This window comes from Dactylosporangium sp. NPDC050688, assembly GCF_040654515.1.
Classification (GTDB): domain Bacteria; phylum Actinomycetota; class Actinomycetes; order Mycobacteriales; family Micromonosporaceae; genus Dactylosporangium.
In genome coordinates this window covers 288,207-309,448 of sequence record NZ_JBFAIC010000002.1, presented here as the reverse complement: position 1 = coordinate 309,448, position 21,242 = coordinate 288,207, and the positions used below count along the sequence as shown (strand labels likewise).

The following is a 21,242-nucleotide window of genomic DNA, read 5'->3' as shown; positions in this document are numbered from 1 at the left end:
ACGTGGACGCGCGAGGTTACCGGTTAGGCATCGACTTCGGCACCTCGAACACCGTGGCGATGCTGGCCTGGCCCGACGGCCACGTCCGGCCGCTGCTCTTCGACGGTTCGCCGACACTGCCGTCGTCGGTCTATGCCGACGCCCAGTCGGGCCTGCTCGTCGGGCGTGACGCGGTGCACGCCGCCCGGGTCAGCCCGGAGCGGTTCGAGCCCAACCCGAAGCGGCGCATCGACGAGCCCGCCGTCCTGCTCGGCGACCACGAGGTGGCGACCGCCGACCTGTTCGCCGCCGTGCTCGCCCGGGTCAACGGCGAGGCGCAACGCGTCGCCGGCGGCCGGATCGGCCAGGCCACCATCACCTGCCCGGCCGCGTGGGCGCAGACCCGCCGCGCGGTCCTGCTCGCCGCCGCCGGACGGGCCGGCCTCGGCACCGTCGACCTGGTGCCCGAGCCGGTCGCGGCGGCCGAGGTGTTCCGGACCCTGCAGGGCACCGACCTCCGACCCGGTTCCGCATTCGTCGTGTACGACCTGGGCGCCGGCACCTTCGACGCCTCCGTCGTGCGACAGGGCAGCGGCACGTTCGAGGTCCTCGCCGCGGAGGGGCTCAGCACCAGCGGCGGCCTCGACATCGACGCCGCGATCGTCGGCTACATCGGCGCCAGCCTGTCCCCGCGCGACGCCGCCGCCTGGAGCCGCCTGGTCCACCCGACGACCAGCGCCGAACGCCGCGCCAACCGGCTGCTCTGGGACGACGTCCGCGCCGCCAAGGAGATGCTGTCGCGCACCTCCTCCACGACGATCCACATCCCGGTGTACGACGAGGACATCCCCCTCGGCCGCGACCAGTTCGAGCAGCTCGCCCGCCCGATCCTCACCTCGACGGTCACCGCGACCCGGGCGGCCATCGCCGCGGCCCGGCTGACCCCGGCCGACATCGCCGGCGTCTTCCTCGTCGGCGGCGGCAGCCGGATCCCGTTCGTCGCGACGCTGCTGCACCAGGCGCTGGGCAAGGCCCCGACCGCCGTCGAGCAGCCGGAACTGGTCGTCGCGCAGGGCAGCCTCGGCGCGCCCGCCCAGCCGGCCGCCGGCTTCCCGGGCGCCCCCGGCGGCACGCCCGTCTCCGGCCCGCCCGTGCCCAACGCGCCCGTCTCCAGCCTGCCGGTGTCGGGCATGCCCGTCTCCAGCTCGCCGGTGTCCGGCCCGGGCTTCCCGACCTCCGCCCCGCCGATGCCGCACCCGGTCTCCGGGTCGCCGCTGTCTGCGGCCCTGGTGTCGCCGGGGTTCTCCACCACGCCGGTGTCGGGCCAGCCGTCGGCGCAGTTCCAGCAGGACTCCGGCTACACCCCGCCGGCCGGCTACGCCACCCCACCGGGCCCGATGCCCCCACCCGGCCACATGCCCCCAGCTGGCTCGATGCCCCCGACCGGCTCCCCGGCCGCGCCGGGCCGTGCGCCCGTGCCGACCGGCTCCCCGGCGGCGCCGGGTCTCGCGTCCGTGCCACCCGTCTCGCCGGCCGCGCCGGGCCGGGCGTCGGTGCCGTCGAACGTGTACGGTGCCGCCGCGGTCCCGCCCTCGGTGCCTCCGCCGCCCGGCCGGCCCGCGTCAGGGCCCCCTCGCGGCGCGACCCCCTCCGTGACCCCTCCGGGCGCGACCCCCTCCGCGCCCCCGCCCGGCGGTCGCCGCCGTACCCCGGTCCTCGCAGCGGTCGCGGTGATCCTGCTGCTGGTCGTCGGCCTCGGCATCTACGGCGTGACCAAGCTCGGCGACGACAGCGGCGGCAAGGACCAGACGTCGGGCCAGACCGAGGAGCCCGGCGGCACCGGCGAGACGGACGGCGACACCGGTGGTGGCGACAGCACCGATCCTCCCCTCCAGGTCAACGCCGAGCGCGACGACAGCGACTGGACCACCACTGCCACGGAGTACGAGGGCAACGAGGGCAAGATCATCCGGTACACGTGCCCGAAAAATGGCACACCGGGCGAGGTGTGGGGCAACGGGCCCTACACCGCCGACTCCTCCGTGTGCACCGCCGCCGTGCACGCCGGCTACATCAACCTCGCCGACGGCGGGAAGGTCGTGATCCAGATTCGCAAGGGGTCCGACTCGTACCAGGGCAACACCCAGTTCGAGATCACGACGCAGAGCTACGACGCCTACCCGTGGGAGTTCACGATCGCCGGCTAACGCTGCGACCACCGACGTCTGCTGGGTTGGTGTTGTCGCCGGCCGGGGCCTCCCACCCCGGAGCCCGATGATCACCGTCCCACCAGCCGGACCACCCCTGATGATCCAAGTCGCGCCCCGGTCATCTGGACGACCGCGACACGACTTCGATCAACCGGGCAAGAACCGGCAAGAACCGGCAAGAACCGGCAAGAACCGGCAAGGACCGGGCAAGGACCGGGCGAGAACCGGTCGAGGCCGCGACAGGGGTCGCCCGCAAACCGGGTCGACCAGCCACCTGGACAGCGGCCTGACCAACACAGTGAACGTCCGTGGTCTGAGATCTAACGCAGCGCCCTGATCGCGGTCAGGGTGGTGTGCACGTTGAACTGCGGGCCGTCGTCGCTCTCCCAGCCGCCGTCGGTGCGCTGCGTCTCGTCGAGGCGCTTGCGGGCGGCGGTGAGCAGCCAGTCGTCGGGTGACATGCCGACCCGTCGCAGTGCCGAGTACAGCGACGCCGTGTCGGCCGCGGTCATCTTCGGCACCCGGTCGGCGAGCGCGACCTGGATCTGCGCCGACTCGTAGAACCAGCCGAGGTGGTACAGCACGGCGCAGCCGAGCCACCCGGTGACCAGGAACGACGGCCAGCTGCCGTCGGGGCGCAGCGACGCCCGGAACGCCTCGGCGGCGCGCGCGACCCGGGTGGCGTGCTGGTCGTCGCCGTCGTTGGGACCGCCGACGACCAGCCAGTACGCGGCGTTGGTGGTCAGATACAGCTTCGCCTCGTCGTCGCCGGGCTGGGCCCACGGCGGGGCGATCCCGGCGAGCGACGCGTCCTCTTCCCACATGCCGTCGGGCCGCTGGCTGCGCCCGAGCCAGGCCAGGGCCCGGCGGGCCGCCGGCCGGTTGATCGCGGCCAGGTCGTCGAGCTCCGCGAGCCGGAAGCAGGTGGCGTCGACGGAGGCGATGTCGGCGCCCCACAGGGCCGGCCAGCCGCCGTCGGGCGACTGGCCGATCTCGGCCTTGTCCAGGACGTCTGCCGGTGGGAACTGGCCGGTGCGCAGCCAGGCGAGGCGGGCGCGATCAACGGCGTCGCCGTGTGCGACGACGTAGCCGATCGCGGCATCAAGGTCGACCATGCGCCGTACGCTACCGCCCGCCCGTTGTCCGCGCGTGGGTCCCTAGTACACCGGTAGTGACGGATCGACGGTCTTCACCCAGGACACGACCCCGCCCTGCACGTGGACCGCGTCCTTGAAGCCGGCCGCCTTGACCGCCGCCAGGGCCTCCGCGGAGCGCACGCCGCTCTTGCAGTACAGGACGATCTGGCGGTCCTGCGGCAGGTCGGCGAGGGCATTGCCGTTGAGGATCTCGCCCTTCGGCACCAGCCGCGCCCCGGGCACCCGCACGATCTCCCACTCGGCCGGCTCGCGCACGTCGATCAGCTCGATCGGCTTGCCCGAGTCCTGCCAGTCCTTGAGCTCGGTCGCGGTGATCGTCGAGCCGAGCGCCGCGGCCTGGGCCTCGTCGGAGACGGCACCGCAGAAGTCGTCGTAGTCGATCAGGGCGGTGACCGTGGGGTTCTCGCCGCAGATCGCGCAGTTCGGGTCCTTGCGCAGCTTGATCTTGCGGTAGGACATCTCCAGCGCGTCATACACGGTGAGGCTGCCCAGCAGCGAGTCGCCGATGCCGGTGATCAGCTTGATCGCCTCGGTCACCTGGATCGCGCCGATCGACGCGCACAGCACGCCCAGGACGCCGCCCTCGGCGCACGAGGGGACCATGCCGGGCGGTGGGGGCTCCGGGTAGAGGCAGCGGTAGCAGGGGCCGTGCTCGGCCCAGAACACCGAGGCCTGACCGTCGAACCGGTAGATCGAGCCCCAGATGTACGGCTTGCCGAGCAGCACCGCCGCGTCGTTGACCATGTACCGGGTGGCGAAGTTGTCCGTGCCGTCCACGATCAGGTCGTACTGCGCGAAGATGTCCATCACGTTGTCGTTGTCGAGGGCCTCGTTGTGGACCACGACGTTGACATACGGGTTGATCTCGCGGACCGAGTCGCGCGCCGACTCCGCCTTCGGCCGGCCGATGTCCGACTGGCCGTGAATGATCTGGCGCTGCAGGTTGGACTCGTCGACGGTGTCGAACTCGACGATGCCGAGCGTGCCGACACCCGCGGCGGCGAGATACAGCAGGGCCGGCGAGCCGAGGCCGCCGGCGCCGACGCACAGCACCCGGGCGTTCTTCAGGCGCTTCTGCCCGATGACACCCACGTCCGGGATGATCAGGTGCCGGGAGTAGCGGCGGACCTCGTCAATGGACAGGTCAGCGGCGGGCTCGACCAGTGGAGGCAACGACATGGTTCTCATTCTGCCGCGCCCGAGAGGCAATCCCACGTGAGCTACGGCACTTTGGTGCCCGTGTACCGCTGGCCACCGACAAACGGCCAGGCGTTGGCGACGCAGCCCTTCAGCCCGTAGGTCTGCTGCTGCATGACCGGCGCCGGCTTCCCGGGCCCGGGGCAGGCCTCGTGGCCGTTGCCGAGCTCATGGCCGACCTCGTGATTGATGACGTAGCTCTGGTACTCCGCGACGGGCGCGCCGTAGTCCGGTACCCCCGTGAGCCAGCGGGCCAGGTTGATGACGACCTTGCCGGTGATCCGGCACGAGCTGAAGCCGGCGGTGTGCAGGCCGGCGGTCGCGCAGATCTGCTCCGAGGTCACCGGCGTGGCCAGGAAGATCGTGAAGTCGGCGGTGCCCTGCCCGGCGACCCGCTGCAGGCGCACCTGGCCGGTGGCCGTCCAGCCGCGCGGGTCGGCGAACACCCGATCGACCGCGGCGGCGAACGCGTCCGCCTCCTGGCCGCTGCCGTTCTCCACCGCCACCCGGTACTTCTTGACCGCCCCGGCACCGCCGGCGACCGGCCCGGCGGCGGTGGCGTAGGCGAACGTGCCGGCGGCACTGGCCGGCCCGGCGTCCGGCGGCTGGCTCGCGGGCCGGCTCGGCGGGTCGAGCATCGGCGCCGGTCCGCGGGTCGCCGCGGCCGACACCGGCGCGTCGTCCCCGCCCCCGTCGCCGGCGAAGAACAACTGCCGGCCGAGCCCGGCGGCGGCGATCAGGAACGCGGCGAGCATCACGCCGGCGACCGCGTACCGCCGGCGCCGGATCTGCTCACGGCGACGGCGCTGCTCGGCCCGGACCACTTCACGGGCCTGCCGCGGGTCACTCGGCAGCGGCACCGGCAGCCGCCGGCGGTCGCTGCTCAGTCGGCTCGCCATCGATAGGTCAGCTTGCCATGCGCACCTGCGGCGCGCGCTGCCGCACCCCGTCCCGCACCTGAGTTGCAACCTGCGGCCGGGCGTCCTGCTCGGCGGCGCCCTGCAGCTCGTCCAGCAGGCCCAGCACCGCGCGGGCCACCGTGCGCGGCACCTCCATCTGTGCCACGTGGCCGACGCCCTCCAGCATCATCAGCCGGCTGTCCGGCACCAGCCGGGCCACCTGCGGCGCGGTGCGGATGTCGACCAGCCGGTCCTGCCGCCCGGCGATCACCAGCGTCGGTGCGGTGATCCGCGCCGCCGTCTTCCACATCGAGCCCTGACCCGGCAGGTACGCCCGCAGGAAGCTGCCGACCAGGCCGCGCAGGCTCGCCACGTACGCCTCGGCGTACCAGGGCACCGAGTGGCGCAGCCGGGCCTCCTCGATCGCCTCGAGCCGCCGCTGCTCCGGATAGCGGGTCGGGTCGGCGTAGCACGACTCGATCACCATCGCGGCGAGCGCCTCGGGGGCCATCGCCGACATCCGCCGCGCCGCCAGCTTCGCCGCGTTGGGCAGCAGCAGCAACGGCACGATGGGGCCCTGCAGCGAGCGGCGCGGGTCGAGGAACGGCATCGCCGGCGAGATCAGCGTCAGGCTGCGCACCAGGTCCGGGCGCAGCGCCGCGGCCACGACCGCCGCCGCGCCGCCCATCGAGTTGCCGAACAGGTGCACCGGGCCGCGGTCACTGTGCTCGATCCAGCGGATCACGTGCGCGGCCATCGCGGTCAGCGAGTAGCTGCGGGCCGGGCCGCTGTTGCCGAAGCCCGGCAGGTCGATCGCCTGGCCCTCGAGCCGCCCCGACAGCACGCCGGCCAGGTCGGTCCAGTTGGTCGACGACCCGCCGAGGCCGTGCACGTAGACCGCCGGCTCCGCACCTGGCGCGGTGGCCGGCGTGTCCCGCACGAATGCCTTCAGCCCGTCGAGCTCCACCTCGCGCCCCGGCCACCGCTCCGGCAGCCGCTCAGGTGACGGGACGGTGAACTCCGGGACAAGAGAAGCTCGCTTCATGTTTCCAGTGTGCCGCAGCGCGCCTACGGCAGCAGGGCCTCCAGGCGCCGGTTGACGGCCGCGAGGGTGGCGCGGACCACCGCCTGCCGCGGGTCGCCCGAGTTGACCGCGGAGCCCGTCAGCTGCTCGACCCAGCCGTCGTACAGCAGCAACAGCACGACGACGGCGACCTCGCACCCGCCGAGCTGCACCACCGCGGCATGCTCGATGTAACACCGGGCCCGTGCGGTCGCGTCCACGTCGACCAGCAGCTGGTCCACGGCGGAGGCCGCTGCGGCCGCGGAGAGCCGCAGGATGTAACCGTCGACCGCGGGCCCGCTGGCGACGCCGACCGCGGGGTGCCCGTCGGCGATCAGCCGCACCTCGACCACCGCGTCCACGCCCTGCGTGCTGACCTCGACCTGGTCGATGACGATCCGCGGCGACACGATCGCGCTGGACTGCGGCACCAGTGCCGGCGGCGCGTCGCGGTTGACCGGGGTCGGCGGCTGCGGGCCGAGCACCGGGGCGTCCGGCTGGCCGGTGACCGGCCCGGTTGCCTGGCCGGTCGGCTGTGCCGTGGCCAGTCTGGGGTCCTGCCGCTCGTCCTGGGTGGCCGGCTGGTCGGCGCGGGGGTGCAGCCCGGGCGGGCTGGGCGGCTGCCGCAGCTCGCCGAGGTCGGGGCGGGGCGCCTCGGCCGGGCGGCGCACGCCGCTCACCGGGCGGCGCCGGCGCGCCTCGCGGCCGTAGCCGGGCAGCGCGCTGTGCGGGGCGTTGCCGCGTATCGCAGACCCGGCCGGCGGGCGCGCCGACGGCGGGGTCAGGTCGGACGGGTGCGGCGGGTTCGGCTCGGCGGCCAGGCCCATCCGCTCGTTGAGCAGCCGCGCCACGGCCCGGCTCACCCGGCCCGGATCGGCCTCGTCGAGCAGCTCGAGCCGCAGCGTGTGCAGCCCGTCGGCGTTCTTGCGCAGGGTCGCCTCGCGCACGCCGGCGACGCCCTGCACCGCGCGCAGCACCGCCGGGATGTCGAACCCGTCCGGGCGGTCGTCGAGGCTGGGCTCGTCGTCCTCGTCCTCGCGGTCCTCGCGCAGGAAGGTCGCGATCCTCGCCAGGTCCTCGCCGCCGGCCGGCACGGCCTCCGCGACGAGCGGCTCGACCTCCACCTCGGGCACCTGTGGCACGTCGGGGCGCGAGGGCACCCGTTGCGGCAGCTCGGGGCCGTTGAAGTCAGCCTCCTCGGCGCCGGGTCCCTGGTACGCCGGGGGCAGGTACGCGGGCTGCGACGGCTCGGGCGCATACGGCGGCTCCGACGCGAACGCCGGCATCGTCGGCTCGGCCGCGGACAGTGGCGTGGCATTGCCGAGCAGCTCCGTCGGCAGCGGGCCGACGAGCGGGTCGTCCTCGGGCACCCGCTGGGCCGGTAGCTGCGGCGCGGCCGGGGCGGCCTGGCCGCCGTGCTGGGCCGCCGGGTCGTGCTGCGGCGCGGCCCAGTCGAAGTCGGGCCCCGGCTGCGGCTCGTACTGCTGCGGCTCGTACTGCTGGGTGTAGGCCGGGTAGCCGTCCTGGGCGCGGTAGGGGTCCTGTGGCTGGTAGGTGTTCTGCGGCTGGTAGGTGTCCTGCTGCGCCCGCTGCTCGTCCTGCGGGTGCGGCTGGGCCTCGGGGCGCTGGTAGCCCTGCTGGGGGTAGCCCTGCGGCTGGTACTCCTGCGGCTGGTACTCCTGCGGCTGGTACTGCTGCTGCGGGTACTCCTGCGAGTGGTACTGCGGCGCCTGGTAGCCCTGCTGCGGATACTGCTCCTGGTAGCCGTCGGCGGGCTCGTCGGGGCGGGCCGCCGCCTCGGTGGCGTGCGCCTGCTCCGGGTAGGCGCCGTTGCGGGGCCGGGCGTCGTAGCCCCAGGCCTGCTCCGGGTAGGCGCCGTACGGCGGCTGGCCGTTGTCGCCGTGCACCCGCGCGCGGGGATCGACCGGCGCAGGCGGCCCGGCGAGGCGGTCCAGCGCCGAGGGCGGCGGGCCGTAACCGCCGGACGTGGGCTGGACGGCCTCGTCGCGCAGCTGCGGCGCGGGCGAGGCAGCGGCGCCGTAGACGGTGCCGCCGGAGGGCACGGCCGGGTGGGCGCCGGTGTGGGAGCCGTTGACGTGACCGGTCGCGTGGCCGTTGACCTGCCCGTTCACGTGGCCGTTGAGGTGGCCGTCCACCTGGCCGCCGAGCGGCGCGCCGTCGTGGGGTGCCGGCAGGCCGGCGCCGGTGGTGGTCGCGGGGACGGACAGGCCGGTCTCGGGCTGGCTGACGGAGCTGGGCCAGCCCTGGCCGTCGGGGCCGTAGTGCCCGTAGTGCAGCGACGTGGTGGTCTGCTGACCGGGCGGCGGGACGGAGACCGGAGGGCTCATCGGGGCCAGCATGTCGGAATAGGCGCTGCGGACCTCGGCCCGGCCGCGCGGGCTGCCGTTGACCGATGCACGCCCGGCGATCGCGCCGCTGGCAGGCTCGCGCCACGCCGAGACGATCGCCTCGAGCGCGTCATCGCTCGGCGTCGAACCGTCGCCGTGGCCGCCGTCCGGTGTCCTCTGCGGATCCGTGTGTCCTCCTCCGCGATATGCGCCTGCACCTTGCGGGCTTCCGGCTTGCCCCGATTCGTCCACCGCGCGCTCCTCCGTCGCCCCTAGGTGAGGCTACCGTGTGGGCGGAAAGGGGGTAAGTTGCAATCCCGACCCAAATCCGGATGGTGAACATGACCTCGGCGATGAGTGGCACCCAGTCGGCCGGACGGCCGGTGCGGCTGCCCCGGTCGGCGCGCCGCAAGCAACTGCTCGCCGCGGCGCAGCAGGTTTTCGTGGCGCAGGGTTATCACGCCGCCGCGATGGATGACATCGCCGAGCGGGCGGGTGTCTCCAAGCCGGTGCTCTACCAGCACTTCCCCGGCAAGCTGGAGCTCTATCTGGCGCTGCTGGACACCCACTGCGACGCGATGGTGTCCCGGATGCGCGCCGCGATGGAGGCGACCACGGACAACAAGGAGCGCGTCCGCGGCGCGATCCAGGCCTACTTCGACTTCATCGACCACGAGAGCGAGGCGTTCCGCCTGGTCTTCGAGTCGGACCTGCGCAACGACCCCGCGGTCCGCGAGCGGGTGGACCGGGTCGAGAGCGGCTGCATCGCCGCGATCACCGACACGATCATGGCCGACACCGATCTGAGCCGGGCCCGCGCGGAGCTGCTCGCCTCCGGCCTGGTCGGCGCCGCGGAGGTCGCGGCGCGCTTCTGGGTGGCCGGTGGCCGCCAGGTGGACAAGCCCGACGCGGAGGCGCTGCTGACCGCGCTGTCGTGGCGCGGCATCGCGAGCTTCCCCCTGCACGGGGAGCACGCCTGATCGCGTTAGTCTTCAACCACACTGGGTGTGCGCGCCGAGGCACGGCCGCGCCGCAGCCCGATCAAGGAGGAAGACGTGGAGGTCAAGATCGGCGTGCAGTATGCGCCTCGGGAGCTGGTGCTGGAGAGCAACCAGTCGCCGGCCGAGGTTGAAGCTGCGGTCACCGACGCGATCGACGGTGGCGACAAGGGAGTGCTGTCGCTCGTGGACGAGAAGGGCCGCCGGGTGATCGTGCCGGTCGGCAAGATCGCCTACGTGGAGATCGCCGAGTCGTCGCCGCGGCCGGTTGGGTTCTCTTCCGCCCGTTGACAGATAGCGCTCAGGCCCTGCCCCGCTTCCGGGTCGGGGCCTGAGTCAGTTGTTCAGCCCGACGGCGCCCATGCGGGCGGTGTGCGCCGACGTGAGGCGCTTGAGCAGCGCCTGGAAGTCGGCGCCGCCGATGGCCAGCAGCCCGGCCAGCGACGGCCGCTCCGCGGCGACCCGCAGCGCCTGCGAGATGCCCTCGCCGACCAGCCGGCGCGACCACATCGACAGCCGGTTGGCGACCTTCGGGTCGGCGGCGATCGCGGCCCGCAGCTCGTCGGCGGCGAAGTCGGCGTGCCGGGAGTCGTGCAGCACGTCCAGGATCAGGTCCTGGTCCGGCCCGGCGAGCACCGCCGCGACCTCCCGGGTGAAATCGTCGGCGATGCCGTCGCCGACGTAGGCCTTGGCCAGGCCCTCCAGCCAGTCGGCGGGCTCGGTCTGGGCGTGGTAGTCCGAGACGGCCTGCACGTAGGGCCGCATGGCCTCCTCCGGGTCCGCGCCCAGCTCCGTGAGGCGGTCGGCGAGCCTGCAGTAGTTGGTGATCTCGCGCCCGGCCATCTCGCTGAGCACCGCCCGGCGGCGCAGGTCGGGGGCCAGGCGCGCGTCGGCCGCCATCCGGTCGAAGGCGACCAGCTCGCCATAGGCCAGCATGCCGAGCAGGTCGACCACTGCCGAGGCGGGCGGAGTGAGATCGGACACGACGGCACACTACATCGCCGGGTCGCCCGGCGCGCTCCGGTGCCACCTGGCGGCGTGGTGCGCGCATTGGTCCGCGAGCCGGTACAATGGCTCCAACGGCCGTGGACGGACCCTAGTCCCGGCGCCGGCGCTTGTAGCCCGCGACCTTGATCATTTCGGTTGCGTGTGGCCCGCGCCCTATCCATTCGAGCGCACCCGGCTTCACCAGGGGCGCTCCCGCGAGAGAGACACCCTGAGCACAACATGACGATCGACAACACTGAGGCCGCCGAAGCTGTGGCCCCGCGCGCACCCGTGCGCCCAGACGCACCCACCTTCGCCGACCTGGGTGCCCGGCCCGAGACCGTGGCCGCCCTCGAAGCCGTCGGCATCGTCCACGCCTTCGCCATCCAGGAATACGCCGTGCCGATCGCGCTGCGCGGCACCGACCTCATCGGCCAGGCGCCCACCGGCACCGGCAAGACCCTCGGGTTCGGTGTGCCGCTGCTGGACCGGGTCACCGCCCCGGCCGAGGGCGCCGACGGCCTGCCGCAGGCGCTCGTCGTGGTCCCGACCCGCGAGCTGGGCCTGCAGGTGGCCCGCGACATCGCCGCCGCCGGCAAGACCCGCGGCATCCGCGTCCTGCCGCTCTACGGCGGCGTCGCCTACGAGCCGCAGGTCGACGCCCTCACCAAGGGCGTCGAGATCGTCGTGGGCACCCCGGGCCGGCTGCTGGACATGGCCAAGAGCAAGCACCTGCGCCTGCACGCCGTGCGGGCCCTGGTGCTCGACGAGGCCGACCGCATGCTCGACCTCGGGTTCCTCGACGACGTCGAGCGGATCCTGACCCTGCTGCCGGAGGACCGGCAGACGATGCTGTTCTCCGCCACGATGCCCGACCCGATCGTGACCCTGGCGCGGCGGTTCCTGCGCCAGCCGATGACGATCCACGCGCACCACGACGCCAGCACCGGCCCGTCGCCGCTGACGAAGCAGTTCATCTACCGCACCCACCCGATGAACAAGATCGAGATCGTGGCGCGGATCCTGCAGTCGACGGACCGCGGCCTGACCATGATCTTCACGCGGACCAAGCGGGCCGCCGACCGGGTCGCCGAGGACCTCGACTTCCGCGGCTTCGCCGCCGCCGCCGTGCACGGCGACCTCGGCCAGGGCGCGCGGGAGCGGGCACTGCGCGCGTTCCGGGCCGGCAAGATCGACGTGCTGGTCGCCACCGACGTCGCGGCCCGCGGCCTCGACGTGTCCGGCGTCACGCACGTCATCAACTACGACTGCCCCGAGGACCAGGACACCTACACCCACCGCATCGGCCGCACCGGCCGCGCGGGCGCGACGGGCGTCGCCGTGACGTTCGTCGACTGGGAGGACATGCCCCGCTGGCGGATCATCGACAAGACGCTGGGCATGGACCTGCCGGAGCCGCCGGAGACCTACCACACCTCCGCGCACCTGCTCACCGACATCGGCATCCCGGAGGGCATGACCGGCTCCCTGCCGACCGGTGACCGCAAGCGCGCCGGCCTCGCCGCCGAGCAGCTCGAGGACATCGAGGGCAAGCCGCGCGGCCGGGGTGCCCGCTCGCGGGGCCGCGGCCGGAGCGAGGCGGCCGCACCGGCGGCAGAGCCGGCCGGTGAGGCCCGCCGCCCGCGGCGCCGCCGCCGGCACGGCGAGGTCGACCCCGCCGAGCTGGCCCCCGCCGACGGCCAGGCCGTCGAGGCGGGTCCGGCCGGCACCGGCGAGGAGGGCGAGCCGCGTGCGGCCCGCACCCGCACCCGCCGGCGCCGGGTCGAGAGCGCCGACGCCCTGGAGGGCGTGGAGAGCAGCCCGGTCGTCACCGCCGAGGCCGGCGAGGAGGGCGAGGCCCGCACGGCCCGCGCCCGCACCCGCCGGCGCCGCCGAGGCGGCCGCGGCCGGGGCGGCGACGCCGCGACCGAGAGCGCTGGCTCGGAAGACTGATCGCTCGTGCCGCTTGTCACCGCCGGGGCCGGCGAGGAGGGCGCGGCCCGCGCCCGCCGGCGCCGCCGGGGCGGCCGCGACCGAGAGCGCCGGCTCGGAGGACTGACCGCTCTTGTCGCTCCTCACCGCCGGGGACGGTGAGGACGGTGCGGCCGCGCTGCACCCGCCGACGCGACCGAGAGCGCTGGCTCGGAGGGCTGACCGCTTGTGCCGCTCCTCACCGCCGGGGCCGGTGAGGAGGGCGAGGTCGCGCGGCCCGCGCCCGCACGGCGCTGGCGCCGCGGCCGAGAGCGCTCGCTTTACCGCACGTCGACGGTGAATTCAGCGCGGTGGACCTGTCCACCGCGCTGGAACTCGAAGTAGAGGCGGTAGCGCCCGACGCTGGGCGCTGACAGCCAGAACTTGACCGCCCCGCCGACGAGCTGGTCCTCGGGGTGCACGTGCAGGTAGCCCAGGTCGCCGTCGCGCAGCACGACCAGGTGGCCGTAGGCGCCGAGGTACCGCTCCAGGTCGGTGACCGGTGTGCCCGATGCCAGGACCCGCAGCGACAGTGGCCGGGTGGCGTTGACCGCGGGCGTGCCCTCCAGCGCCACCGTCATCCCGCCGGTCTCGGCGGTGCGCACCGGGTCGGGCAGCGGCACCGGCCGGTAGTCCCCGGCGACCGTGGCGTCCACGGCGAGCGTGACCGGCACCTGCGCGCCTGACGGGTCGAACGTGAGGAAGTCGGTGTAGATCCGCCAGATGCCGGGCGACGGCAGGCCCAGCGGCACCGACCAGGTGCCGTCCGGCGCCATCTGCGGGTGCAGGTGCTGGAAACCGGACAGGTCGTGCCGGGCCACCACCAGGTGCATGAGCTTCTCGTGGTTGAGCACGAAGCGGGTGACGGCCTTGCCGTCCGGCCCGAGCACCCGGAACGTGAAGGGCTGCGCCGCGCCGGCGGCGAACGTCGTGGCCGCCGGGGCGAGGGTGAAGCCGCCGGCGCTCAGCGACAGCCCGCCCAGGTCGCCGGCGGTGGCGCCGCCGTGCGCGTGCGACGGGATGGCGGTCGGCGCGCTCGCGGCCGGCGGTGCCGCCCGCTCGGTCGACCTGGCGATCACGAAGCCCAGGAGCAGCGCCAACACGAGTCCACCAGCGACGACCGGGCCCTTCATGTCCAAGACCGTAGCCGCCGCCCCGCCCTACTACTCCACCGGGGGACTTTTAGTCACGTTTGTCCATAATGTTTCGTTGGCGACACGTGGGGTCAATCGGCAAGTTATGGAGCGCGGCCGCGGGGTTCGTCGTCGCGGCCCTGATCGTTCCCGGCGCCGGGCACGCGGACCCGGTCACCGACCGGCAGCGCCAGCTCGCCACCGCGTGGCAGGAGCTGGAAGTGGTCATCGAACGGTTCAACGCCGTCCGCGACGACCTGCGCGCGACCGACGCCCAGCTGGAGCGGGTGAACTCCCGCACCGGCCCGCTGCAGGCGCGGGTCGACGCGGCCCAGCGCGACGCCGACGAGGTCGCCGCCACGCTCTATCGCAGCGGCGCGGTGACCACCACCGCGGTGCTCATCAGCGCGCCGTCGCCCGAGTCGTTCATGGACCAGCTGGCCACCCTCGACCACCTGCAGCGCCGGCGGACCGACGCGCTGCGCCGGCTCAAGGCCGACAGGGCCGCCCTGGCCAGGGAGCACGACGAGCTCAGCGGCCTGAAGGTCCGCCAGCGTACGCAGCAGCAGGAGCTGGGCCAGCGCAAGGCGACCATCGAGGCGCAGCTCAGGCGGCTCGGCGGCGACCGGGCCGGCCGGGCCGCCCGCGCCCCCTCCGGCGCGCTGCACGACGGCTACGTGCCGGTGTTCACCGACGACCCGGCGGGCCGCGCGGTCCGCTACGCCTTCTCCCAGCTCGGCAAGGTGTACCGGTGGGGCGCCGACGGACCTGACACCTTCGACTGTTCGGGGCTGACGATGGCGGCGTGGAAGGCGGCCGGCGTGGTCCTGCCGCACAACGCGGCGCGGCAGAAGAAGACCGTCACGCCGATCAGGCGCGAGGACCTGCGCCCCGGTGACTTGGTCTTCTACTACAAGGACGTCAGTCACGTCGGCATGTACATCGGCGACGGCCGGGTCATCGAGGCGCCGCGTGCCGGCGAGCGCATCTCGATGCGGCTGCTCGACTACGCCCCGATCGTCGGGTACGGCCGCCCCGACTATGCGGCGGGGTGATCCGGATCGATCTTGAGGTACCGCAGGTAGTGAGCCGATCGCGAAGCGCTGATCGACTCGCAGAGACGGGCTACAACGGGGTTCTGTTTGTGTCCTAACGGACGAGGCGCGCCAGTCGGCTTGGCGACAGCATCGATCAGGCAGTGGACATCTACTTATGGTTCCCCCAGTGCGTCCGCATCAGGAGTGCTCGCATGAGGCGTCGTCGCCACTCCCGCTTTACCATGGGCCTCGTGCTCGCGCTCTGCGTGCCCGCGTCGGCGGCACTGACCGCACCGCAGTCGGCCGGCGCGGTGACCACGCTGCCGAACGGGTTCTCCGAGCAGATCGTGCTGTCCGGGCTGACGCACCCCACCAAGCTGGTGTTCGCCCCTGACGGCCGGGTCTTCGTCGCGGAGAAGGGCGGCACGATCCAGGTCTACGACAGCCTGTCCGACCCGACGCCCACCCTGTTCGCCGACCTCAGCGCGCGGGTGCACGACAACGAGGACAAGGGTCTGCTCGGCCTGGCGGTGCCGCCGAACTTCCCGTCGAACCCGTCCGTGTACGTCACGTACACCGCGACCACGCCGATCGGCGGCGGCCTCGACCTCGGCGACACCTGCCCGACGCCCGGCACCGGCTGCATCGTCAGCGGGCGGCTGTCCAAGCTCACCGCCAGCGGCAACACCTGGACCGGCACCGAGCAGGTGCTCCTCAACGACTGGTGCCAGCAGTTCGAGACCCACTCGATGGGCGACGTGCGCTTCGGCCCCGACGGCGCGCTCTACGTCAGCGGCGGCGACGGCGCCAGCCCGGTCTTCACCGACTGGGGCCAGCAGGGCAACCCGGTCAACCCGTGCGGCGACCCGCCCGGCGGCGTCGGCGCGGCGCTGAGCCCGCCCACCTCCGAGGGCGGCGCCCTGCGTTCCCAGGACGTGCGGACGCTGAGCGACCCGACCAGCCTCAGCGGCACCATCATCCGCATCGACCCGGTCACCGGCGCGGCCAAGACCGACAACCCGCTCTACAACGCGACCACCGACCCCAACGCGCGGCGGATCGTGGCGTACGGCCTGCGCAACCCCTTCCGCTGGACCTTCAAGCCCGGCAGCAGCGAGATCTGGATCGGCGACGTCGGCTGGCGGACCTGGGAGGAGATCAACCGGCTGCCCAACCCGCTCGCCACGCCCGTCACCAACTTCGGCTGGCCGTGCTACGAGGGCAACGCGCAGCAGGCCGGGTACCGCGACGCCAACCTGAACCTGTGCACCAGCCTGTACAACACCAACGCCGCGACCGGCCCGGTGTACACGTACGGGCACCACCAGTACGTCAACGACAACGACGGCTGCCCGACCGGCGGCTCGAGCCCGACGGGCATCGCGTTCTACCCGACCTCCGGCGGCGCCTACCCCGCCCAGTACCAGGGCGCGCTCTTCTGGGGCGACTACGCCCGCCGCTGCATCTACGCGATGCTGCCGACCAACGGCACCCCGGACCCGAGCAAGATCCAGACGTTCGCGCCCGGCGCGGCCGGCCCCGTCGACCTGGAGATCGGCCCCGGCGGCGACCTGTACTACGTCGACATCGACGGCGGCACGGTGCGGCGGATCAACTACAGCGCCGGCAACCAGCCCCCGTCGGCCGTGATCAGCGCCGACAAGACCTCGGGCGCGCCGCCGCTGGCGGTGCAGTTCACCTCGGCCGGCACGAGCGACCCCAACGCCGGCGACGTGCTCACGTACCAGTGGGACTTCACGAACGACGGCACCTGGGACGCGACCGGTCCGGCCGCGGCCCACACGTACACCAGCATCGGCAACTACACGGCCAAGCTGCGGGTCACCGACGCGGGCGGGCTGTCGGACACCAAGACCCTGCAGATCCTCGTCGGCTCCGACGCGCCCGTGCCGGTGATCGACACCCCCGCGGCCGGCTTCACCTGGGCCACGAACGACACGGTCACCTTCACCGGCCACGCCACCGACGCGCAGGACGGCACCGTCCCGGCGGCGAACCTGCACTGGCAGCTGATCTTGCAGCACTGCGCCGCGCCCGACAACTGCCACCAGCACTACATCAGCGAGGTCGACGGCGCGTCCGGGTCCTTCATCGGGCCCGACCACGAGTACCCGTCCTATGTCGAGTTGCGGCTCACCGCGACCGACAGCAGTGGTCTGAGCACCACGGTCAGCCGCCGGGTCGACCCGAAGACCGTGAACATGACGTTCAACTCCGTGCCGAGCGGCCTCAACGTCACCGTCGGCTCGGTCACCGGCGTCACCCCGTTCGTGGCGACGGTGATCCAGAAGTCGACGCAGACCGTGTCGGCGCCGACGCCGCAGACGCTCAACGGCACCCAGTACACCTTCGGCTCGTGGAGCCAGGGCGGCGCCGCCACGCAGGTCATCACCGCACCGACCGCGGCGGCGACCTACACCGCGACCTACGAGGCGACCGGCGGCGGCTCGTGCTCCGACAGCTTCGGCTACGTCTGCAGCACCGCCACCCGGGCGTTCGTCAACGCCGACACCACGGTGCTGGCCCTGACCGGCGACGACGCCGTGCAGCAGATCTCCCTGCCCTTCCCGATCAAGTTGTACGGCCAGACGTACAGCACCGCTTGGATCGACACCAACGGCCTGGTGAGCTTCGTCAACCCCAACGGGTACAAGTGGGACAACACCGCGCTGCCGAACCCCGCGCTGGCCAACGCGGCGGTCTACGCCTTCCACGACGACCTGATCGTCGACGCCAACGCGTCCGTGCGCACGACCACCATCGGGACCGCGCCGAACCGCCAGTTCGTCGTCGAGTGGCGCAACCCGTACATCTACGGCAACACCAGCCGGCGGATCACCTTCGAGGCGATCCTCTCGGAGAACGGTGACGTGATCACCAACTACGCCAGCCTGGACAGCGACATCGAGCGGGGCAGCACGGCCACCGTCGGCATCGAGAACGCCGACGGCACCGTCGGCCTCGCCTACTCGGTCAACACCGCGAAGCTGCAGTCCGGCCGGGCGGTCGTCTTCACCGCGCCCGGCGGCACCACCCCGCCGCCCCCGCCGCCGCCGTCCACCGCGACGGTCAGCGGCACGGTGACGGTCTCCGGCGGCGGCGCCGCCGCCGGGGCGACCGTGACGCTCACGGCCGGCACGACGACCACCACCAGCGCGTCCGGCGGGTACAGCTTCGCGGACGTGCCCTACGGCTCGTACACCGTGAGCGCCACCGCCAGCGGGCAGTCGACGTCGTCGGCGCTCACCGTCGACGCGGCCAGCAAGACGCTCAACCTCACGCTGCCGGCACCCCCGCCGCCGACCGGCAACTACGCGGTCACGACGGTGGCGACCCCGTTCGTCCCGGCCGACGCCACGGTGCTCACCCTCACCGGCGACGACAACATCCAGCAGGTGACCCTGCCGGCGCCGGTCACCCTGTACGGCCAGACCTACACGACGGCCTGGATCGACACCAACGGCAAGGTCTCGTTCGTGAACCCGGGCGGCGCCTACGTGGAGCACTCCGCGCTGCCGTCGGCCGCGGCGCCGAACGCGACCGTGTACGCCTTCTGGGACGACCTCGTCGTGGACGGCTCGGCGTCCGTGCGCACCGCGCTCGTCAACGGCTCGGTCGTGATCGAGTGGCGCAATCCGTACATTTACGGCAACGGCGTGCACAACCGGGTGGCGTTCTCCGTCGTGTTCGCCCCCGACGGCACGATCACGCTGCACTACTCCAGCCTCGACAACGACGTGAAGAAGGGCAGCGGCGCCACCGTCGGGGTCGAGAACGCGGCCGGCACCACCGCGGCGCAGTACCTGTACAACCAGCCGCTGCTGGTCTCCGGCACCGCGGTGCGCTTCACGCCGTGATTTGTCATACCTGGTTGCTAGGTTCGTGGGGTGCGATCTGAGGCAACCGACGTTCTGAAGAAGCTCGCTGGTCCTTCCGCCGAGTTGCGGGAGGACCAGTGGGCCGCCATCTCCGCGCTGGTCGCCGAGCACCGCCGGGTGCTCTGCGTGCAGCGCACGGGGTGGGGCAAGTCCGCGGTCTACTTCATCGCCACCGCGCTGCTGCGCGCCCGCGGCGCCGGGCCGACGGTGATCGTGTCGCCGCTGCTCGCCCTGATGCGCAACCAGGTCGAGGCGGCGGCCCGGGCCGGCATCACCGCCCGCACGATCAACTCGGCCAACCTGGAGGAGTGGGACCAGATCACCGCCGAGATCGCCGCCGGCGGCGTCGACGTCCTGCTCGTCTCGCCCGAGCGGCTCAACAACCCCGACTTCCGCGACAACGTGCTGCCCAAGCTCGCCGCCACCACGGGCCTGCTGGTCGTCGACGAGGCGCACTGCGTCTCCGACTGGGGCCACGACTTCCGCCCCGACTACCGGCGGCTGCGCACCCTGCTGCTCGACCTCGCCCCCGGCACCCCGGTCCTGGCGACCACCGCTACCGCCAACGCTCGGGTCACCGCCGACGTCGCCGAGCAGCTCGGCGACGCCCTGGTGCTGCGCGGCTCGCTGGACCGCGAGTCGCTGCGCCTGGGCTCGCTGACCCTGCCGTCGGCCCCGCACCGGCTCGCCTGGCTCGGCGAGCACCTGGGCGGGTTCACCGGCTCCGGGATCATCTACACGCTGACCGTCGCCGCCGCCCACGAGACCGCCGCCTATCTGCGCGCCTGCGGTTACGAGGTGGCCGCCTACACCGGCCAGAGCGAGGGCGCCGACCGCCTCGCCGCCGAGGAGGACCTCCTCGCCAACCGGATCAAGGCCCTCGTCGCCACGTCAGCCCTCGGCATGGGCTTCGACAAGCCCGACCTCGGCTTCGTCGTGCACCTCGGCGCGCCGTCCTCCCCGATCGCCTATTACCAGCAGGTCGGCCGCGCCGGCCGGGCCGTCGACAAGGCCGACGTGCTGCTCCTGCCCGGCACCGAGGACCAGGCCATCTGGCGTTACTTCGCCTCCCTGGCCTTCCCGCCCGAGCCGCAGGTCCGCGCGGTCCTCGACACCCTCGCCGAGGCCGGCCGCCCGCTGTCCACCGCCGCCCTGGAGACCCGCGTCGAGCTGCGCCGCACCCGCCTCGAGCTGATGCTCAAGGTCCTCGACGTCGACGGCGCCGTCCACCGCGTCCGCGGCGGCTGGGAGTCCACCGGCGCCCCGTGGCGCCACGACACCGAGCGCTATGACCGCATCGCCGCCGCCCGCGCCGCCGAGCAGGGCGCGATGCGCGACTACGCCGCCCTGACCACCTGCCGCCTCGAGTTCCTGCGCGCCACCCTCGACGACCCCGGCGCCGCCCCCTGCGGCCGCTGCGACAACTGCGCCGGCACCTGGTATCCGACCGCCGTCTCCCCGGACGCCCTCGCCTCGGCCCGCTCCCACCTCGGCCGCACCGGCGTCGAGATCACCCCCCGCCGCATGTGGCCCACGGGCCTCGCCGCCATCGGCGTCCCCCTCGCCGGCAAGATCCCGCCCGCCGAGCAGGCGCTGCCGGGCCGCGCCATCGGCCGCCTCAGCGACCTCGGCTGGGGCGACAAGCTGCGCAAGCTCCTCGCCGCCCCCGACGCCCCGCTCCCCGACGACATCTTCGCCGGCGTCGTCGCCACCCTCACCGAATGGGCCAAGGGCGACGACCCCTGGCCGGCCCGCCCCTCCGGTGTCGTGATCCTCGGCTCCCAGAGCACCCCAACCCTCCTGCACTCCCTCGGCACCCGCATCGCCGAGGTCGGCCACCTGCCCCTGCTCGGCACCGTCGAGCCCGCCCACTCCGCCGACGCCGCCTCCCGCACCAACAGCGCCCAGCGGGTGCGCGCGCTGCACGATGCCTTCACGGTCCCACCGCCGCTCGCCGCCCAGCTGTCCTCCCTCCGCGGCCCCGTCCTCCTCGTCGACGACCTGGTGGACAGCGGCTGGACCATGGCGATCGCCGCCCGTCTCCTGCGCCGGGCCGGCGCACCTGACGTTCTGCCGTTCGCGCTGGCGCTGTCCGCCTGATCGGCGCCTTCACCGGCCTTTGGCTGCACACTGTGCGGTCTTCGCTGCGTCTGTCTCGGCCGTGCCAGTGGCGGGTGGGCCCGTCTCAGCCCTGTCCGCCAGACGCTCTTGCCCGCTCTGTCTGATGCTCTTGCCCGCCTGCCCGGACCCGGGCAGGCTTCTCGGCGGGCCACGTGACCGCTCAGCCAGCCACATCCGCGTTCGCACTGCCTGCGCGGGGGCGCGGCAGCGCCCGTCCATCGATCGCCTTGCTTACCCGGTGGA

14 protein-coding genes are annotated in these 21,242 nt (G+C 73.3%); 7 read left to right on the top strand and 7 right to left on the bottom strand.

Annotated features, from left to right (window positions below; genetic code table 11):
- Positions 1 to 2 precede the first annotated feature (2 nt).
- The gene (locus AB0H83_RS03880) at positions 3 to 2,186 is read left to right on the top strand and encodes an Hsp70 family protein (RefSeq protein WP_360086299.1); all 2,184 of its coding nucleotides are present in this window, start codon (positions 3 to 5) and stop codon (positions 2,184 to 2,186) included.
- A 323-nt stretch (positions 2,187 to 2,509) separates the two neighbouring features.
- On the opposite strand, the gene AB0H83_RS03875 is transcribed toward AB0H83_RS03880, so the two are convergent.
- The 5 genes from AB0H83_RS03875 to AB0H83_RS03855 are packed head-to-tail and all read right to left on the bottom strand — an operon-like array spanning position 2,510 to position 8,853.
- Entirely contained in the window at positions 2,510 to 3,304 is a 795-nt protein-coding gene (locus AB0H83_RS03875) for a squalene--hopene cyclase (protein WP_360086296.1), read from the bottom strand.
- A 42-nt stretch (positions 3,305 to 3,346) separates the two neighbouring features.
- A complete protein-coding gene (gene moeZ, locus AB0H83_RS03870) occupies positions 3,347 to 4,525 on the bottom strand; it encodes an adenylyltransferase/sulfurtransferase MoeZ (RefSeq protein ID WP_360086293.1) in 1,179 nt (392 codons plus the stop codon).
- A 41-nt stretch (positions 4,526 to 4,566) separates the two neighbouring features.
- Entirely contained in the window at positions 4,567 to 5,442 is an 876-nt protein-coding gene (locus tag AB0H83_RS03865; RefSeq protein ID WP_360086290.1) for a DUF3152 domain-containing protein, read from the bottom strand.
- A gap of 7 nt (positions 5,443 to 5,449) precedes the next feature.
- Positions 5,450 to 6,487, bottom strand: coding sequence for an alpha/beta hydrolase (locus tag AB0H83_RS03860; protein ID WP_360086287.1), 1,038 nt, complete (start codon positions 6,485 to 6,487; stop codon positions 5,450 to 5,452).
- A gap of 23 nt (positions 6,488 to 6,510) precedes the next feature.
- The gene (locus tag AB0H83_RS03855) at positions 6,511 to 8,853 is read right to left on the bottom strand and encodes a hypothetical protein (protein ID WP_360086284.1); all 2,343 of its coding nucleotides are present in this window, start codon (positions 8,851 to 8,853) and stop codon (positions 6,511 to 6,513) included.
- 341 nt (positions 8,854 to 9,194) lie between these two features.
- Between AB0H83_RS03855 and AB0H83_RS03850 the strand changes: the two genes are divergently transcribed.
- Positions 9,195 to 9,833 (top strand): TetR/AcrR family transcriptional regulator, encoded by a 639-nt coding sequence (locus AB0H83_RS03850; RefSeq protein ID WP_360086503.1) that lies wholly within the window; start codon positions 9,195 to 9,197, stop codon positions 9,831 to 9,833.
- Positions 9,834 to 9,908: 75 nt separating this feature from the next.
- Positions 9,909 to 10,142, top strand: a complete 234-nt coding sequence (locus AB0H83_RS03845; RefSeq protein WP_344501879.1) for a DUF3107 domain-containing protein — start codon at positions 9,909 to 9,911, stop codon at positions 10,140 to 10,142.
- Between the two features lie 45 nt (positions 10,143 to 10,187).
- Here AB0H83_RS03845 and AB0H83_RS03840 read toward each other — a convergent pair whose 3' ends face one another.
- A complete protein-coding gene (locus tag AB0H83_RS03840) occupies positions 10,188 to 10,835 on the bottom strand; it encodes a ferritin-like fold-containing protein (protein ID WP_360086280.1) in 648 nt (215 codons plus the stop codon).
- Between the two features lie 243 nt (positions 10,836 to 11,078).
- Here AB0H83_RS03840 and AB0H83_RS03835 point away from each other — a divergent pair, with 243 nt between their 5' ends.
- A complete protein-coding gene (locus AB0H83_RS03835; RefSeq protein ID WP_360086277.1) occupies positions 11,079 to 12,791 on the top strand; it encodes a DEAD/DEAH box helicase in 1,713 nt (570 codons plus the stop codon).
- A 299-nt stretch (positions 12,792 to 13,090) separates the two neighbouring features.
- On the opposite strand, the gene AB0H83_RS03830 is transcribed toward AB0H83_RS03835, so the two are convergent.
- Complete coding sequence (locus AB0H83_RS03830; protein ID WP_360086274.1) at positions 13,091 to 13,942, bottom strand: hypothetical protein; 852 nt, start codon at positions 13,940 to 13,942, stop codon at positions 13,091 to 13,093.
- A gap of 86 nt (positions 13,943 to 14,028) precedes the next feature.
- On the opposite strand from AB0H83_RS03830, the gene AB0H83_RS03825 reads away from it, so the two are divergent.
- The 3 genes from AB0H83_RS03825 to AB0H83_RS03815 all read left to right on the top strand — a co-directional run bounded on the left by AB0H83_RS03825 (position 14,029) and on the right by AB0H83_RS03815 (position 20,978).
- Positions 14,029 to 14,997 (top strand): NlpC/P60 family protein, encoded by a 969-nt coding sequence (locus AB0H83_RS03825; RefSeq protein WP_360086271.1) that lies wholly within the window; start codon positions 14,029 to 14,031, stop codon positions 14,995 to 14,997.
- 233 nt (positions 14,998 to 15,230) lie between these two features.
- Entirely contained in the window at positions 15,231 to 18,857 is a 3,627-nt protein-coding gene (locus AB0H83_RS03820; RefSeq protein WP_360086268.1) for a PQQ-dependent sugar dehydrogenase, read from the top strand.
- A gap of 30 nt (positions 18,858 to 18,887) precedes the next feature.
- Positions 18,888 to 20,978 (top strand): DEAD/DEAH box helicase, encoded by a 2,091-nt coding sequence (locus AB0H83_RS03815; RefSeq protein WP_360086265.1) that lies wholly within the window; start codon positions 18,888 to 18,890, stop codon positions 20,976 to 20,978.
- The last annotated feature ends 264 nt before the right edge of the window (positions 20,979 to 21,242 follow it).